The 17,642-nt window shown below is 42.6% G+C and carries 15 protein-coding genes and 1 pseudogene; 8 read left to right on the forward strand and 8 right to left on the reverse strand.

Going from position 1 to position 17,642, the window contains the following annotated elements; all coding sequences use genetic code 11:
* Window positions 1-42: 42 nt before the first annotated feature.
* Both ACYRY3_RS43940 and ACYRY3_RS43945 read right to left on the reverse strand, forming a co-directional pair.
* Window positions 43-648, reverse strand: coding sequence for a hypothetical protein (locus tag ACYRY3_RS43940; protein ID WP_460208141.1), 606 nt, complete (start codon window positions 646-648; stop codon window positions 43-45).
* A 318-nt stretch (window positions 649-966) separates the two neighbouring features.
* A complete protein-coding gene (locus ACYRY3_RS43945) occupies window positions 967-1,848 on the reverse strand; it encodes a 4-hydroxybenzoate solanesyltransferase (protein ID WP_460208142.1) in 882 nt (293 codons plus the stop codon).
* Window positions 1,849-2,125: 277 nt separating this feature from the next.
* Here ACYRY3_RS43945 and ACYRY3_RS43950 point away from each other — a divergent pair, with 277 nt between their 5' ends.
* Window positions 2,126-3,778, forward strand: a complete 1,653-nt coding sequence (locus tag ACYRY3_RS43950; RefSeq protein WP_460208143.1) for a Ppx/GppA phosphatase family protein — start codon at window positions 2,126-2,128, stop codon at window positions 3,776-3,778.
* Window positions 3,779-3,968: 190 nt separating this feature from the next.
* On the opposite strand, the gene ACYRY3_RS43955 is transcribed toward ACYRY3_RS43950, so the two are convergent.
* The 3 genes from ACYRY3_RS43955 to ACYRY3_RS43965 form a co-directional block, all read right to left on the reverse strand.
* On the reverse strand, window positions 3,969-4,304 hold the full coding sequence (locus ACYRY3_RS43955; RefSeq protein WP_460208144.1) for an element excision factor XisI family protein: 336 nt from the start codon (window positions 4,302-4,304) through the stop codon (window positions 3,969-3,971).
* Window positions 4,292-4,648, reverse strand: a complete 357-nt coding sequence (locus ACYRY3_RS43960) for an element excision factor XisH family protein (protein ID WP_460208145.1) — start codon at window positions 4,646-4,648, stop codon at window positions 4,292-4,294. The genes ACYRY3_RS43955 and ACYRY3_RS43960 overlap by 13 nt, the downstream gene beginning before the upstream one ends.
* A gap of 208 nt (window positions 4,649-4,856) precedes the next feature.
* Window positions 4,857-5,405, reverse strand: a complete 549-nt coding sequence (locus ACYRY3_RS43965) for a GNAT family N-acetyltransferase (protein WP_460208146.1) — start codon at window positions 5,403-5,405, stop codon at window positions 4,857-4,859.
* Window positions 5,406-5,750: 345 nt separating this feature from the next.
* On the opposite strand from ACYRY3_RS43965, the gene ACYRY3_RS43970 reads away from it, so the two are divergent.
* The 7 genes and pseudogenes from ACYRY3_RS43970 to ACYRY3_RS44000 all read left to right on the forward strand — a co-directional run bounded on the left by ACYRY3_RS43970 (window position 5,751) and on the right by ACYRY3_RS44000 (window position 13,758).
* Window positions 5,751-6,827 (forward strand): DMT family transporter, encoded by a 1,077-nt coding sequence (locus ACYRY3_RS43970; RefSeq protein ID WP_460208147.1) that lies wholly within the window; start codon window positions 5,751-5,753, stop codon window positions 6,825-6,827.
* A 303-nt stretch (window positions 6,828-7,130) separates the two neighbouring features.
* A pseudogene (locus ACYRY3_RS43975) lies at window positions 7,131-8,009 on the forward strand (peptidoglycan-binding protein); the annotation flags it as partial.
* A gap of 320 nt (window positions 8,010-8,329) precedes the next feature.
* On the forward strand, window positions 8,330-8,941 hold the full coding sequence (locus ACYRY3_RS43980) for an IS607 family transposase (protein WP_460208148.1): 612 nt from the start codon (window positions 8,330-8,332) through the stop codon (window positions 8,939-8,941).
* A 42-nt stretch (window positions 8,942-8,983) separates the two neighbouring features.
* Window positions 8,984-10,162 (forward strand): RNA-guided endonuclease InsQ/TnpB family protein, encoded by a 1,179-nt coding sequence (locus tag ACYRY3_RS43985; RefSeq protein ID WP_460208149.1) that lies wholly within the window; start codon window positions 8,984-8,986, stop codon window positions 10,160-10,162.
* Between the two features lie 196 nt (window positions 10,163-10,358).
* A complete protein-coding gene (locus ACYRY3_RS43990) occupies window positions 10,359-11,324 on the forward strand; it encodes a S66 peptidase family protein (protein ID WP_460208150.1) in 966 nt (321 codons plus the stop codon).
* Between the two features lie 4 nt (window positions 11,325-11,328).
* The gene (locus tag ACYRY3_RS43995; RefSeq protein WP_460208151.1) at window positions 11,329-12,408 is read left to right on the forward strand and encodes a glycosyltransferase family 4 protein; all 1,080 of its coding nucleotides are present in this window, start codon (window positions 11,329-11,331) and stop codon (window positions 12,406-12,408) included.
* 96 nt (window positions 12,409-12,504) lie between these two features.
* Complete coding sequence (locus ACYRY3_RS44000) at window positions 12,505-13,758, forward strand: ABC transporter substrate-binding protein (RefSeq protein ID WP_460208313.1); 1,254 nt, start codon at window positions 12,505-12,507, stop codon at window positions 13,756-13,758.
* Window positions 13,759-13,946: 188 nt separating this feature from the next.
* Here the strand turns inward: ACYRY3_RS44000 and ACYRY3_RS44005 are convergent, their stop codons facing one another.
* From ACYRY3_RS44005 to ACYRY3_RS44015, 3 genes are all read right to left on the reverse strand, one after another.
* Window positions 13,947-14,693 (reverse strand): FkbM family methyltransferase, encoded by a 747-nt coding sequence (locus tag ACYRY3_RS44005; protein ID WP_460208152.1) that lies wholly within the window; start codon window positions 14,691-14,693, stop codon window positions 13,947-13,949.
* Window positions 14,694-14,796: 103 nt separating this feature from the next.
* Entirely contained in the window at window positions 14,797-16,869 is a 2,073-nt protein-coding gene (locus tag ACYRY3_RS44010; protein ID WP_460208153.1) for a S9 family peptidase, read from the reverse strand.
* On the reverse strand, window positions 16,862-17,494 hold the full coding sequence (locus ACYRY3_RS44015) for a hypothetical protein (RefSeq protein ID WP_460208314.1): 633 nt from the start codon (window positions 17,492-17,494) through the stop codon (window positions 16,862-16,864). Before ACYRY3_RS44015 ends, ACYRY3_RS44010 begins: the two co-directional genes overlap by 8 nt.
* Window positions 17,495-17,642: the final 148 nt, after the last annotated feature.

Below are 17,642 nucleotides of genomic sequence, written 5' to 3' on the forward strand. Positions count from 1 at the left end.
TGCGATACACCCTGACTACCACTAACTACTAACTACCAACCACTACCACTCTTCCACCCAATAAACAATTTCTGAAGTTGAACTATCAATTGCTACCCCAAAACTCTCTCCATGATTCCATCGGAAATTTGAACTTCCTCTATCTTGCGCCCCTAACACAAGAACTTTAGAGGAGGGAGGAAAAGATTCTTCTTGAGAATCACTCGTATAGAAGAAGGTTGTTGGTACACCTTTAGCTTGGTTTGCGTGGTCGTTCGTGTTACCACCTTGATACTGGTGTTTTGCAATACTTGTATATTGGGAAAGTAAATTTTGTATTTGTTGTGGCGATCGCTTTAAACGCAGTTGAAAATAACGATTTCCTTCTAAAGCGCCAGAAGAATAAGCAACACGCACAACGGAAGCATCAGTAGGAATTTCAGTGGGGAAATGTTTTATTTGTGCCTGATTCGACCATAACTGATGGCGAATATCTTTGTAACGGGAGATATCAGTTACTATCTCCGCTTGATTTCCACTGTTCATGGCTTTTCTCAGAAAAAACCCACTTCCGGCTACACCTAGACTGCCAAGGAACAATAAAACGATAGTGGCAACGTTAACAAGCTGGGTAGATAGGTGAGGTGCTGTTGTTAGACTGCGCTTCATGAAAGTTGAGTGTATTTAACTATAGAGCTAGTACACCAACTAGTAGCTAAATCAGTGAGATTTCGTAAGGGCTATGAGAAAAATTTATGAAATTTTCATGAAAGCTTTATAAAAATAAAGTAAACCCCCAACTTTTAATAAGTAGGTCGGCAGAAATAAAGACCGTTATGTTAAGGAATGTACAAATGACCAATGACAAAGGACAACCGTAAAAAGCAGTTTTGTTAAGGAATATAAAAATGCCTATATCCCTTACAAATGACCAATGACAAAGGACGACCAAAACCAGTTAACCTTATTTCTACCGACCTATTTAATCTACAAACACCCGGCAATCATACCAGAAAGTATGATAAAACCAATCCACACGTTCTGCCGGAACATTTCACCGTATGCTGAGTTAGGCAGGTCTTTCTGTCCCAAGCGAATACTCTGCCAAATCCAACCAACAGAAGCAATTGCAAGGCTTATCCAAAAAATAAGGTGAAGTTGTAAAACCCAACCCAGCCAACCCAGTAAAAATACAGTACCTACAAAGAAACTTCCAATCGCTACAGGTGCATATTCCCCAAAAAATAAGGCACTGGAATTCACGCCAATTCGTTTGTCGTCTTCACGATCGCTCATGGCATAGACAGTATCAAATCCCAATGTCCACAACACAGTTGCACCCCAAAGTATCCAAGTGGGAAGTGAAAGGTTTTGCGTTACCGCACTCCAGCTAATTAAAACAGCAAAACCCCAAGCGATGGAAAGTACAAGCTGTGGAACGGGAAAGACCCGTTTTGCTCCAGGATAAAGCAAAATCGCGGGAACTGCTGCCACGCACAACCAAAATGTGAGCGCGTTAAGATAGAAAGCAAGGACGGCGGCACACCCCATTGCGACTGCGGCGACAACAATACCGACTTTTACGGAAAGCGCACGGCTTGCGAGGGGGCGATCGCGTGTTCTTTCAACTTGTGGATCTATATCTCTATCCCATAAATCATTGACAACACAACCCGCAGCACTGGTGGCGAGAGTACCCAGGACGATAACGCCAACAAGGAGTAGAGGTGGTTTTCCAGAAGCCGCTAAAAACACAGCCCAAAGGGCAGGAATCATTAAAATTAATCGTCCTTCTGGTTTATGCCATCGCAAAAGCCGGACAATCGCAAGCCATGTGGGTTGTGTGTTGCTTAGGGGCGTAGTTAGCATAGATGTGCAAAAAAGTAGATATGGACAGCGAGGTTTACGAAGCTTTACATATATAGAATATCTTTATTTGATATTTGTATAAGCACAACCACAAGTGGCAACTTTGGATATATCAAGGAAGTCACTTAAGGTCTCAGGTAACAGGGTGAATCAGCATTTCTCAGGCAAAGTAAAAAAATGCCGAACCTGAGAACAAATTCCTTTCACACCATGCACAATCATGCCGATAATCTCGGCGGTACTATCTTTTCCCATCCTAAACAGAGAGACACTATAGATGGTGAATTTAGTTTCGGCAAGCTGGGAGAGTTTTCCGACTCAAGCAGCAGACCAACATCGGATAATTGCAGCTATTGATTTGGGGACAAATTCACTACACATGGTAGTCGTGCGAATTGAACCCACACTACCTGCTTTTAGTATTATCGCTAGAGAAAAAGAAACCGTAAGGTTGGGCGATCGCGATATAACTACGGGTGATTTGAAACCAGAAGTGATGGAACGGGCGATTGGTGCTTTGGGACGATTCCAAAAAATGGCAAAAACTCACAAAGCCGAAACGATCGTTGCTGTTGCCACAAGTGCCGTGCGAGAAGCCCCCAATGGCAAAGATTTTCTCAAAAGGGTAAAAGACGAATTAGGTCTGGGCGTTGACCTCATTTCCGGTGAGGAAGAAGCACGGCGAATCTACTTGGGCGTCCTGTCGGGGATGGAATTCAACAACCAACCCCATATCATTATTGATATAGGTGGTGGTTCTACAGAATTGATTCTGGGGGATAGCCATGAAGCACGAACCCTGACCAGTACCAAAATCGGTGCAGTGAGACTCACAGGTGAATTAATTAAGACCGATCCCATCAGCAACATTGAGTTTGAGTACTTACAATCTTACACACGGGGAATGTTAGAACGTTCAGTAGAAGAGTTGCAGGCGAACCTCAAGTTTGGCGAACACCCTCGCTTGGTTGGGACTTCCGGTACGGCTGAAACTCTGGCATTGATTAATGCACGGGAAAAGCTCGGTTATGTCCCCTCCACTCTCAACGGTTATGAGATGAGTCTGAGGGATTTGCGGGATTGGGTCAACCGCTTGCGGAGAATGAGCCATGTAGAACGGGCTGCTATTCCCGGTATGCCTGAAAAACGGGCTGAAGTGATATTGGCAGGTGCGGTCATATTGCAGGAAGCAATGACTCTTTTGGGAACCGAGTCATTTATTGTGTGCGAACGTTCCCTTAGAGAAGGCGTGATTGTAGACTGGATGCTTGCTCATGGTTTAATTGAAGACCGTCTGCGCTACCAGAGTACAGTACGCCAACGGAGTGTACTCAAAACCGCGAAGAAATTTCAAGTCAATATAGAACATAGCGATCGCGTTGCTGTATTTGCCCTAAGTATATTTGACCAAACTAAAGGAATACTTCACAATTGGGGAGCAGAAGAACGGCAATTCCTTTGGGCTGCAGCGGTATTACACAATTGCGGTCATCATGTCAGTCATTCCTCACATCACAAGCACTCATATTATCTCATTCGTAATAGTGGATTGCTAGGTTATAACGAGACTGAAATAGAAATTATTGCCAACTTAGCACGCTATCATCGTAAATCTGCTCCTAAGAAAAAGCATGATAGTTACGGGAGTTTGGCAAGTAAAACTCACAGGCAAATTGTTAACCAATTGAGTGCTATTTTAAGATTGGCAGTTGCTTTAGATAGGCGGCAAATTGGAGCTATTACACGAGTGCAATGTGAATATTTTTCCAAACAACAGGAATTCCGTCTAAAAATCTTTCCAGCACATTTTGATGATGATTGTGCTTTAGAACTGTGGAGTTTGGATTATAAAAAAGGCATTTTTGAAGCAGAATTTGGTGTGAAATTAGTGGCAGTTTTGGAAACATCTACTGTTCCAAGTAGTTGTTAGGAGCTTCAAAATCAAAAAACCTCCCAAAAATTCTTGTGGTGCGGGCTTCTAGCCCGCCACTTATACATTACAGGCGAGGACATAAAAGATGAGCAATACTCACTTATTTAGCTCTCTTTTTGCTTACAGCTACTAATAGATAATTTCTTGAAAGCTATTGTAGTTAGTCATAGGCGATCGCTTTTGTATTTTACTCTACTGCAAAACCAGTATATTGGCGCATGAATTGAGATTTATACGCCAGGACAATGTCTTGTTTGGGAATGCCTAATTCCACTAACTCATTGGCGATTCCATCTTCCGTACCGTCATATTGAATCCAAATTTTGTCACCTTTGATATCAATATGAATTAAGCATCCATAAACGCGACGCCGATTTTCCCAACCCACGCTAATGACCTGATAGTGATCTTGCTCGTTATCAAATGCAGTGTAACGCTCAATGTCACCAAATGCTGGCTTGAATTGACTGTAATACGTCAAAATTTGCTTAATTGCTTGACGATACTGGTTTAGTTTATCCATTGTGCGATCTCCTCCTGTTTGGGGTCGAATACCAAAACCTTGACCTGATATTCTTTCAAGCTAAGCTGCGGCAATTCTTCAGAAAAGAAATCTTCATAGATATCTAGTGGAACTGCTAGGTAGAGAATTCGTTGTGGCTGCTTCAGACGCAAGAGAAGCCGATAGTTTAAAAACTGCCCCAACGCTGTATGAAACTCGGAAACATTAGAAGGCGCGACAAAACTCTTGATTTCAACAGCAATTTGCTGGTTATCTTTCTGTGCCGCCAGAAGTTTTTCCGCCCCAAGATCGACGTGCAACTGACGATCCCGTAAATCCAAGGTTAGAGGATCGTGTGTAATCACCAACCATCCTTTACAAGTGCATTTTTGACTGCATCATGGAATAAATCCTTAGCGGGCATCAGCTAACCTTGTATTGCCTACAATCGCTATTTTAGCCCCGTGTCAGGTAAACTCTCTTTAAGTTTATGTCAAGGTATGAGATGAACTTGCGACTGTGGCAGTTTTGCTGCTTGCATACAGAACAGATTCGGATCGTCAGCTCAGAACGTCATCCAATACACAGCTTTTTCCAATCATCCCTTGAAATAGCAAAAATCAAAGTATCCCACCAGCGACCCTTAAACCACTCATTCTCAAGAAATCTTTCCTCAAACTGCATCCCAACTTTTTCCATCACTCTAGCAGAAGCAAGATTTTCAGCAATGCACCAGCCATAAATACGGTTTAGCTTTAACTCCTCAAAACCAAATTTAATCATGGTGCGGGCTGCTTCAGTTGCATATCCTTTTCCCCAGTAATCTGGTGCAATTTCATAACCCAGGGAGGCTTCAGATAATTCTGGTTTGATTTTGCGAATACCGCAATTGCCAATAAATTTGCCTTCCGATTTTAATACGATCGCTAACTGAAATTTAGTTCTTGGCACTTGTTGTTGCTGTTTTAAAAACATTTGCACAAATGACTGCACCTCAGTTTCAGTGCGTGTTTCCCATTCATAAAATTCCAGGTACCGGGCGTCTGCTTGGTAGTCAAACACTGCTTGCCAGTCTTCCTGTATGAATTCTCTTAAAATCAGTCGCTTTGAAGAAAGAATCATCCTTAAAGTAGATGCGTTGAAAATGTACCGAATCCTGTCAATTATAAAACCCTTTTTGTATAGCTCAGGCTCATCTTCTTTTCCTCTTACTTTGCGCCCTATGCACGCTTCGCGATGCCATAGGCTATGCCCGTAAGGGCTATAGGCGTCTCGGCGGTTTTTAATCACCTAGATTTCGTTGGCTTGCCAGACCACTAGTGCCCCAGTCCCCTCATCCCCACAGGCAAACTTGAGGAATGCAACTCCGTATTCGCATAACTATTGTTTCCTTTACAAAAGGACATAATTCGGTACAATTGTGTAAAGTATTTCTCGCACCTGTAAAACAAAGGCGTAAGCAGCAAAATGCAACTGAAGTTCAGTGCATCTCAACAACCGTTCGCACCACTACTCTTGGTAGCCCCCTTTTTCTTGTGGGGTACTGCAATGGTGGCAATGAAAGGCGCGATCCCCCACACCACACCGTTCTTTATGGCAGGAGTGCGTTTGATACCGGCAGGGGCGCTCATTCTTACCGCAGCAGGATTCATGGGTAAACCTCAGCCCAAAGGATGGTTGGCATGGCTGTGGATAACTCTATTTGCTTTGGTAGATGGAACCCTATTTCAGGGCTTTTTAGCACAAGGGTTAGTGAGAACGGGTGCTGGATTGGGGTCTGTGATGATTGATTCCCAACCTTTGGCGGTAGCATTGCTGTCTTTATGGCTGTTCCAAGAACGCATTGGTTTATGGGGATGGTTGGGACTCGCACTCGGAGTTACAGGTATCAGTTTAATTGGCTTACCTCAGGAATGGATTTTTAGTCTTCTCTCCAATCCCTTCGCCTCAAAAGATACTCTTCACCTACCCTCCTCTCTCCTAGAAAGCGGTGAATGGTTGATGCTTTTGGCAGCACTGAGTATGGCGGTGGGAACTGTGTTAATTAGATTTGTCTGTCGCCATGCCGATCCCGTAACTGCTACAGGATGGCACATGATTTTGGGAGGATTGCCATTGTGGGGGATTTCAGCAGTTGCAGAAACTCAACAAGTAGAAAATCTTGTGCCCTCTGATTGGTTGGCTTTGGCTTATGCCACAATCTTTGGCAGTGCGATCGCTTACGGTTTATTTTTCTATTTTGCCTCCAGTGGTAGCCTCACAAGTCTCAGTTCCCTGACTTTCCTCACACCTGTATTTGCCTTATTATTTGGCAATTTGCTACTTCAAGAAGTCTTGAACCCATTGCAATGGGTAGGAGTTGGTTTAACTTTGGTGAGCATTTACCTGATCAATCAGCGAGATACTTTGGCTGAGGCGGGTAATAAGATGGTGGCAAGTGAAAAGAACTTAGCACAGCAGCAAGCTTTACTAGAAACCACATCAAAGAAGTTGAACCGAGTCACAATACCTTTGAGGGAATCAGAACAAGAAAGTTTACCTTAAGTTAAAAAACAGCATCAAAAAAGAAAAAATTCTCAAAATAATTAGTCTCTAAGGAGAGATTGGGAACTACCCGTAGTATGCTTCAATCATAGTGAGTTGTTAAGCTCTTGATTCACATAAGGTGAGTGGTTAGCTACTTGCTAGTTGCTGTTATCTCAAGATATAGTGTTGGATTGCTTGTTGTTAGGGTGTGGTTAATTATGTTGTAGCAAGAAAAAAACTTAACATTGAGATAGCTTGTTACCGTGGTATTGATGGCTTCTGATGCATATCCTGGCAGAAAATTTGGCTGAAAATATTTATATGGGGTTACGTAGTTCCTCAGTACTTCTCATTGCCTGCTTTGCTTGCTTGGCGTTTGACCAGAATTCAGCAAGTAAAGCCACACCTAGCCCAGCTGTGAAAAGTTTGGAACTTGCTCAAGCTAGTTCTACAGAAACAGCCAAGCAGTCTATTCTCCGACCTGGTAGCACAGGTGCAGAGGTGAGCACGCTACAAACCTCTCTGAAAGACTTGGGATACTATGATGGCGAGATAGATGGTCGTTACGGTTCGGGTACTAGCATTGCTGTCACTAAATTTCAGGAAGCAAAAGGTTTGATAGCAGATGGTGTGTTTGGGACGCTAACCAGGCAGACTCTTCAGAAAGTTGTTAAGGAAAAATCCTCCACTCCCCTGGCAATTGCTACGAATACCTCTGAACCCAGTACAAAGCAGGAACAAGAACAGGATATAGTGTGGTGGTTGCTAGTTGGTCTTGGTATTTTGGGAAGTGCTGGAGCGCTTGTTTATCTTATCAGGGGATTTAGCCAAGTCGGAAAACTTAGAAAATCTTCTGAAACGCTTCATCACGATAACACCAGCCCGATGACACCACCAGTATTAGAAAACCACACAAGAAACGAGGGGCTGTCAACAACCGCCACTATTGCCCCGCCAGAAACAATAGCAGCTTCTCAAACACAATTACTGCCAGTAGAAAAAACTGCTCGCCTTGCAAAAGTCAACATCATTGAGCAGTTGATTGAAGATTTACGCAGCCCCGACCCAACGCAGCGGCGAAAAGCAATTTGGGATTTGGGACAGCAGGGAGACTCAAGGGCAGTTCAACCACTTGTAGAACTGATGGTTGATTCAGATACTCAGCAACGCAGCTTAATTTTGGCAGCATTGGCGGAAATTGGTACCCGCACTCTTAAGCCAATGAATCGTGCTTTAGCAATCTCAATGCAGGATGAAAGTCCCCAGGTGCGGAAAAATGCCATCCGCGATTTGACTCGTATCTATGACATGATGGCTCAAGTTAGCCAAATGTTATCTCATGCGGTACACGATTCCGATGCTGAAGTACAAGCAACAGCAAAGTATGCTCTTTCACAAATGAATCGTATCCGTGCTTTACCCAACCAGGAACGAGAGGACAAGAAAGAATTAGAAGAGCTTGACTAAATAGCCAAATTCTTATTTAAACTTATTCATAGCTAACTATAGTGAGTAAGTTTATGTGGAAAGTATCTGAGTTTGGGGATTTAGTAGGTATTTCGCCATCTACGTTAAGACGGTGGGAAGAGGAGGGTAAGTTAATCCCAGAAAGAACATTAGGTAATCAACGAATTTATAATGAATCCCATTTAGCAATAGCTAAAAGTTTGAAGTCAGGGAAATACCCAACCAGGGTTGTTATATACTGCCGAGTTTCATCTAACAACCAAAAAGACGATTTACTAAGCCAAGTAAAAGTAATGGAAAGCTTTTGCTTGGCGCAAGGTGTTTGTGTGACACAAACAATGCAGGAGATTGGAGGAGGATTAAACTTCAAGCGTCCAAAATTTCTGCAAATTATTCAATGGGCGATTGCAGGTGAATTAAAAAGCTTGTATGTAGCACACAAAGATAGGTTATGTAGGTTTGGGTTCGATTTGGTTGAGCAAATTGTACTGTGGGGTGGAGGCAATATTATTGTTGCCAACGCAGAAACGTTATCTCCCCATGAAGAACTAACTCAGGACTTACTTGCAATTGTCCACTGTTTTAGCTCACGACTTTATGGGTTACGCAAATATAAATCAAAAGTAAAAAAGATTGTAGAAGGTGTTGACCCATGTACAAAATAAGGTTATACTTGCTCATGTAAGCAGGTTTGAATAAGTCTAGTAATGTACGCATTAAAAAAAGAGCTAAAATTAAATAACAAAGAACGCTCTCTGATGCGTAGCATAGCAGGATTTAAGAGATTTGTTTACAACTACGCTTTAGATTTAATCACGGCAAGCTGGGATTTTGATGGCATCAAAGCGGGTGATTCTAAGCGGTTAGATGCGATTAAGAAAGTATTTACTCAAGTCACAATGAATAAGAGCGAATATGGGTGGACACGACAATATCCATCCACAGTATATCAATCAGCTTTTCAAGATTTGAAGAATGCTTTTAGTCGTTGGCGCAAAGGTTTAGCCCAATTCCCAGTTAAAAAGTTAAAAAAGAAGGGAGATTCTTTTACTGTTTACAAAACGTCGGGAATCTATCTTGAAAAAGGTAAGCCAGCAATACCTTTTACTAATAGAGTTGTAATTAATCCAGGTAAGAGAATTACTCTGCCAGGAATTAAAAGTTTTCGACTTCATGAGGCAATTAACTTTATTTGCAGTTCACAAACATTCACTGTTTCTAGAACGGCGGATAAATGGTTTGTATCCTTCGCTCTAGATACTGAAAAAATCCCACCAATTATTCACCCTATAGAGAAGATTGGTGTGGATCTAGGAGTCAAAACTTTAGCCACTTGTTCTGATGGCACGACTTATGCCATGCCAATTACCACAAAAATAGCGAAAACCAAGCTTGGTAAATTGCAGTGGCGAAATCGTAACAAGGTACTAGGAAACAAAAAACTAAAAATTAGAGCATCTAAAAACGCCCTTTTGTTTTACGCGCTTGTAGCTAAATCCCATGCTCGAATTGCCAATATTAGGCAAGACGTGACACAAAAGATGACAACTGATTTAAGTCGTAAAGCGTACATAATTCGTATTGAAGACTTAAATGTTCAAGGCATGATTGCCAACAGTAAGTTAGCTGGTGCTGTTAGCGATAACTGTTTTTATGAGATTCGTCGTCAACTCACATATAAGCAATTTTTCTACGGAACAAAAGTCGAATTAGTTGACAGATGGTATCCCAGTTCAAAGATGTGCTGTAAATGCCATCATGTTCAACCGATGACTTTATCCCAAAGGATTTTTTGTTGTGAAAGTTGTGGGCATACACGGGACAGGGACGAAAATGCGTCCGTCAATCTTGAGAATGCCCCTAACAATAAAGTAAGGTTGGCTTGACCTGAACTTAACGCTTGTGGACAAGAAGTAGCCGTCTACCTTGGTTGAAGCAGGAAGGAAACGCTAAACGAATCAACAAGTTTGAGTAAGTTTAGGTAAGTTTTTCGGAGCAGGACGATAGGAATTAATCTTTAACGCATCTTGTGAATATCAAGGATTCTATCAAAACCACCCATGCCCGTGCTAAAAATTATTCATGAAATCCAATATCCAAAATCTAAATTCCAAAATTATGCCCCCGCCTCTCCAACCAGGGGACTTGCTAAGAGTAATCTCCCCTAGTGGTGCTCTGCGAGAATTTGAGGTGTTTCAACAGGGGGTTGAAATTTGGCGATCGCGTGGTTACCGAGTAGAAATAGTACCAGATATTGAGAACAGATGGGGATATCTCGCAGGGAAAGATGACAACCGCCGCCACCAGCTAAAAACGGCGTGGAAAGAGCCTGAGTGTCGCGGCATTCTCTGTGCGAGAGGTGGTTTTGGCAGTACTCGTATTTTAGAAAATTGGACATGGGACACAGATCCAGTCCCCACGTCTTCTTTCACTCCCAAATGGCTCATTGGCTTTTCTGACATCACCGCCCTTTTATGGAGTTTATACACAACAGGTATTTCCAGTGTCCACGGTCCGGTGCTGACTACTCTGGCTTTAGAACCCGATTGGTCAATTCAACGGTTATTTAATTTAGTGGAAGGTCGCCCTCTTGAACCCCTAAAAGGTCATGGTTGGGGTGGTGGTGTTGCCACTGGTATACTGCTGCCAGCAAATCTTACAGTCGCAACCCATCTTCTTGGGACTCCATTACAGCCCGATACGGATGGCGTGATTCTGGCATTGGAGGATGTGACCGAGGCACCTTACCGTATTGACAGGTTGCTGACTCAATGGCGGATGAGTGGTGCTTTGCAAAAAGTCCGAGGCATTGCTTTGGGACGATTTAGCCGATGCGAACCACCGCCAAATGTTCCCAGTTTTACTGTAGAGGAAGTTTTACGCGATCGCTTGGATGATTTGGGCATTCCTGTCGTCTCCGATCTGCCTTTTGGTCATGATGGACCGAATGCAGCATTACCAGTGGGTGTGAAGGTAACTCTAGATGCAGAGCAAGGACTATTAGATACGTGCAAATTCAACGATAATAATACGAGTGGTCTTGCATAAATAAATGAAGCTAGCATTTATCACAGCTACCCCCCAGAATGCCAAGCTTGGAAGCGGTACCTTCGTGGGTAACGCACACCTAATTGCTTACCTGCGATCGCAAGGTCATACCGTTGATGTTTTCACCCCATCTGAGCCATCCGGATTTCTGGGCTACATGGTAGAGCGTTTTCGCTGGAACTGGGCACTAGATTGGCGCAGCTTTGACAATTATGATGCGGTCGTTGGTCTGGATATGGATGGTTACACCATTGCCAATCGCATCAAAGTGCCATTTATTGCCTACATTCATGGTATTATTGCTGACGAAGCCAAGTTTGAGAGGGGGTGGGTGCGTACTTCCTTAGAGTTGATGGCAAAAGCAGAACAAGTTAGCGTCCACCGTGCCAATATGGTGATTGCTACGAGCGACTATTCCCGCACCAGGCTAGCCCAACTCTACAACTATACAAAAGACATCGAAATTCTACCGCCTCCTATTGACCTTCAGGGATGGGATACGGCAGTGGCATCTGTCACTCAAAGTCAAGAGAGCATCGTTAATGTACGTCCTACCGTATTGTGTGTAGGAGTCCAGTATCCCCGTAAAAATGTTGCTACTCTAATTCGAGCAACGGCAATTCTCCGCAAGCAGGTGCCAGACGTGGAAGTGCGAATTGCAAGTAAGGGACCGGAGTGGAACAACTTGCGTCGTCTAGCCCAAGAACTCGATTTAAATCAAAACGTAACATTCCTAGGCTACCTTCCCTATGAGGAGCTTGTACGCGAGTATGTCCGGTGTCATGTCTTCTGCTTGCCCAGTCTGCAAGAAGGGTTTGGCATCGTCTTTGCTGAAGCAATGGCAACAGCGAAGCCAATTGTCGCCAGTCGTTCTTCGTCTACACCTGAATTGATTCAAGATGGCGTACAAGGTTTGCTAGCGACCCCTTTAGATCCGGAAGATTTGGCACGCCAGCTAGCAGAATTACTCTTATCGTCAGAAAAAGGTATTTCCCTTGGCAAAGCGGGTCGCCTGAAAGTTTCAGAGTTTGATGCGCCTGTACTCGCCCAGCGCTTCAGCCAATTGTTAGCTAAAATCGGTTGACTTTTCACTAATAGCAAACTTTTAATCCTTTGTATGCCAGTCAATACCACTAAGATAAGCAGCAATCGGTTCGATCGCAAACCGGGCACTCTTGTGATGCGATCGCTGTTTCTAATTTTACTGAGTCTATTGTTACTCACCTTAGGCGGTTGTCAGACAGCCAACAAAACAGACAACGGAATTGTTCATATCACTCTCTGGCATGGTATCAATCCACCTTCCAATCGCGACGTATTTCAAAAACTGGTAGACCAATTTAATCAGTCCCATCCTGATATTCAGGTGGAATCTATTTATGCGGGTCAACTCGACCAACAGATCCCCAAAGTCTTAACCGCAGTCATTGGCAATGCTCCACCAGATATCTTGTTCTTCAACCCCCAAATTACAGGTCAGCTTGTAGAACTTGAGGCGATTCGACCTTTAGAAGATTGGCTTGATAAATCACCAATCAAGTCAGAGATTATTCAAAATTGCTTTGGCGAAATGCAATTTAACGACCATATTTGGTCAGTCCCCCTCTTTGCTGGTAATGTTGGCATTTTTTACAGACGCGATTTATTTAAAGAAGCGGGAATTACCGAGTTACCAAAAACTTGGGAACAATTACGGCAAGTTGCTAAAAAACTGACACAAGATCGCAATGGCGATGGCACCGCAGATCGCTACGGTATGTTAATGCCTCTTGGTAAAGGAGAATGGACTGTCTTTACCTGGTTTCCCTTCTTATTAAGTAGTGGCGGAACACTAGTTGAAAATAACCGCCCTAATTTGGTCAATCCCGGCACAGTCGCTGCTTTGCAATTTTGGCAAGACTTGATTAAAGACGGTTCTACTAAATTCTCTGCACCAGAACGGGGATACGAAGAAGACGATTTTATTGCCGGTCGTGTTGCCATGCAGTTAACTGGACCGTGGACATTCATTATGAAGAGTAAAGTAGATTACGGTGTACTGCCTATTCCTGTTAAGCGTCAACCAGCCACTGTCCTTGCTAGCGGCAATCTGTTTGTCATGAAAACCACAAATTCGAGAGAACAAGCATCTCTGAAGTTTTTAGAGTACATCCTCAGTGAGGAATTTCAAACTCCATGGAGTATTGGTTCGGGTTTTTTGCCCGTAAACAACAAAACTGCCCAAAGTCAGGCTTACCAAGAACATATCAAACAGCAACCCGTGCTGAAAGTTTTTCTAGACCAATTGTCTGTAGCGGGTTCTCGACCAATTATTCCTGGCTACAGTCGCTTATCTGAAACTTTGGGTCAAGCCATCGAAGCCACTATGCTGGGCGCGTCTCCAGAATCAGCTCTGAAAAAAGCCCAAGCACGTCTGGATTTAATGTGGAATTAACACCTCGAAAATAGCAAGACTGAGACTGCATTTGAAAAAAGAATGCAACACATTGATAATACCCCTTCCTAACCCTCTCCTTACTAAGGTAGGGTGCCCGTTAGGGCGCGTGGGGTATTACAAAATGTCAAGACGCCAGAAACCTTACCAATGACAAATGACAAATAACTAAGGGCGACCTACGTACTTTAACGCTTAGCATACAAATTAAAGGTATCAACATATGTAGAGGGCAAAAGTTCTCTTTTTCGCAGTTCTATGTCAAAACCATAGGAAGTCAGCATTTGTTTAACTTTTTCCAGTCGCCCGTCTTTATCATGAACCTCAGCAACTATTTGCTTGATTTTAGACCAGTCCTTATCTTCTATACCTTTCAAAACTTCGTATTCTTCACCTTCTACATCAATTTTCAATAAATCTATTGAGTTAATTCCTAATTCATCAATCACAGATGACAGAGTTCTTACCTCACATTTCACTTGTTTCTCTTCTTGAAAGAACTCTTCAAATAAATCTTCTATAACAACTTCAGGAACAACAGAATTTGGCTCGGCTAATACGTCTCCTGGTTTTGTTGTTGAGCTTCCAGCCATGTTGGGATAAAAAGTGAATACTTTTTCAGAGTTGTTTTCTGAACTCAAGCCATAATTAAATATCAACATATTATCTAGAGAGTGCAAATGCTTGTTGTCTTCTAACACTGCAAAGGTCTCTGGAATTGGCTCAAAAGCATAAATTTTCACGTTTTCTTGAAGACTATTTACATACAGCGAGAATAGTCCAATATTCGCTCCAATATCAAATATACAATCCCCTTCGTTAATTACGATACTATGCCCAATATATTGTTGTTCGGTAAAGATTTCTGAAAAAATATACTGCGTTTCCTCTGGACTGCTGATGTAGTAATATTCCAAGCCATTTGGAAAAGCCATTTTTTTCCTACTCATTGTTGACTCCCGAGTTATTATGTTGCTAAAAAAGATACTGAAGTACCGATGAAATCAGTATCTAGTATACAGGTAGATTTAGAGCTAATTAACTCTCTCCCAAACCCAACCTATCCAAAATAAAAGCATACTCAAAAGCAAGTTCTTTCAAGCTTTCATAGCGCCCGGATGCACCACTGTGACCTGCGCCCATGTTGGTTTGCAGCAAGAGAATATTATTGTCTGTTTTGAGTTGTCGCAGTTTTGCTGTCCATTTGGCTGGTTCCCAGTATTTGACACGCGAATCATTTAAGCCTGCTAGAACTAGAGTATCCGGGTAATCCTTAGCCTCTACATTATCGTAGGGCGAGTAGGACTTCATGTAGTCGTAATAAACTTTATCGTTTGGATTACCCCATTCTTCCCACTCCGTTGCTGAGAGGGGTAGGGAAGTATCGAGTATGGTTGTTACCACGTCTACAAAAGGAACATCTGCTACAACAACTTTAAAAAGGTCGGGGCGCATATTCATAACTGCTCCCATTAATAAACCACCAGCACTCCCGCCAGAAATAGCAAGGCGATCGCTTGATGTCCACCTTTCACCAATCAAGTATTCAGCACAAGCAATAAAATCAGTAAAAGTGTTCTTTTTCTTCAAGAATTTGCCATCTTCATACCACTTGCGCCCCATGTCACCGCCACCACGAATATGTGCAATGGCACACACGACCCCACGGTCTAACAGCGAAAGTCGATTAGATGAAAATGAAGCTGGATAAGGATAACCGTAAGAACCATATCCTGTTAGGAAAAGAGGGTTTTTGCCATCTTTTTGAGTGCCCTGTTTGTAAACGATAGAGATGGGGATTTGCGTACCATCTTGTGCGGTAGCTACCAACCATTCGCTCTTGTACTGTGTTCTATCGTATCCACCAAGAACTTCTGTTTCTTTTTTTAACTCTCGCTGATTGGTTTCCATGTCATAGTCAAACACGGCATGGGGAGTGATTAAGGAGGTGTAATTAAACCGCAAGATTGTTGTATTAAACTCCGGATTGCTACTTTCGTAAAAATCGTAGGTTGGTTCTGGAAAAGAAATTTGATGCGAATCCCCTGTCGATAAATTTTGTACGCGCCCAATAGGCAACCCTCCCTGTCGTTCGTAAATAACCATGTAATTGGCAAACAAGCTAATGCCTGAAAGCATGACATCTTCTCGATGGGGAATCACAGTCTCCCAATTCTCTTGTGCTGGCGAGGCGACGGGCGTTTTCATAAGTTTAAAGTTGATTGCCTCGTCATTAGTGACTATGTAAAAATAATCGCTGTGATGGTCAATATCGTACAATACCCCTTTCTTTCGTGGGTGAAAGATTTGAAAAGCTCCATTAGGATTGTTAGCATCTAAATAGTGTGTTTCTGATGTAATTTGGCTGCCCAAACTCATCACAATGTATGCTTGACTTCTGGTTTTACCTACTTCTAAAAAGAAAGCATCATCAGGTTCGTGATAAATCAGAACATCCTCATCTACAGAAGCTCCTAAAGTATGCTTGAAAAGTTGGAACGGACGGTTTGCCTGGTCGATTTTCGTGTAAAAAACTGTCTTGTTATCGTTAGCCCAAGCAAAAGAGTAATAGGTTTCAGGGATAGTTTCTGGGTAAAGCTGATGTGTGGTTAAGTCAAGAAAGAAAAGTGTGTATTGTTCAGCACCACTGGTATCAACAGAGTAAGCTAAGATTTCGTGATTGGGGCTAACCTGAAAGACTCCCAAGCTAAAAAATTCATGCTCTTTTGCTAATTCATTTTGGTCTAACAGCACTTCTTCAGGAGCATCAAGGCTACCCTGTTTGCGACAGTAAATTGGATACGCTTTTCCTTCTTCTGTACGAGAATAATAATAATAATTATCTTTGCGGGATGGAACCGACAAATCAGTTTCTTTAATGCGACCCAGCATTTCCTCGTAAAGCTTTGTTTGCAGCGCTTCAGTATGCTGCATCATCGCTTTGGTGTAAGCGTTCTCAGCTTCTAGATAAGCAATAACTTCTGGGTTTTCGAGATCTCGCATCCAAAAGTAGTTGTCGATGCGGCGATCCCCGTGCAACTCTAAAACTTGAGGTTGCTTAAGCACGATGGGTGGCGTGACTGTCGTTTGTAAAGCATTGTCTTTATTCATCTTCTTGAATCTGAGTTCGATGTTTTGTTTTTAAGGTACAAAAGCTAATTGCTGGGATAATTCCCAGAATAGCTGCTGTAAATGCTTGTCCGCTCAAATACACTACCCGATCTCGGGTAATTGCTGGAATAAAATCTTGCAAAAAAGAAAGCAATCCAACAAAAATACTAATCAGTAAAAATGATAATGAAGGGACAAAGTTCCACCACCAAGCACCTGTTGTATATCGTCGCAGCACTATCCATTGGAAAAACCCCAGCCAAATCCCTGAAAAAATGTATGCAATAGTTGACAAAATTCCAAAAATCACAGCCTCTTCAAACGATAAACTCCTATTGAACGATGCGGCGATAGATGAGATGTAGTTAATCCAAGCTGCAGAAATGTTGCTGGAAACTAGCCAACCCAAACTTGTCCCTAGCATCCACAACCAGCCAGATACGTATTGCCTGACAACCAGGGCTTGATCCGCACCAAAGATAACCGCAAACACACAACTGCTTATGTAGCTTCCCAGGGTGTACCATCTTGGCTGCTGAAAAACTTCAGGTGAAAGTGTTTCAACAAGAATCTTTTCTATGGCAATACTGGCAATTCCACCCACAACCCACCCCACAATAGTCATGAGGGTAAACAGGATAAAGAATTTTCTTTGCTGCGATCGCGGTATCAAAAACTGTTTTGAGATAGCAACATCAGAGGCAGGCGCTTCATTTGAGGGGTGGTTTGAGTTGGTTGACATAAAAATATATTACTTGGTCTGTACCGTATCG

Source organism: Scytonema sp. NUACC21, from assembly GCF_054684315.1.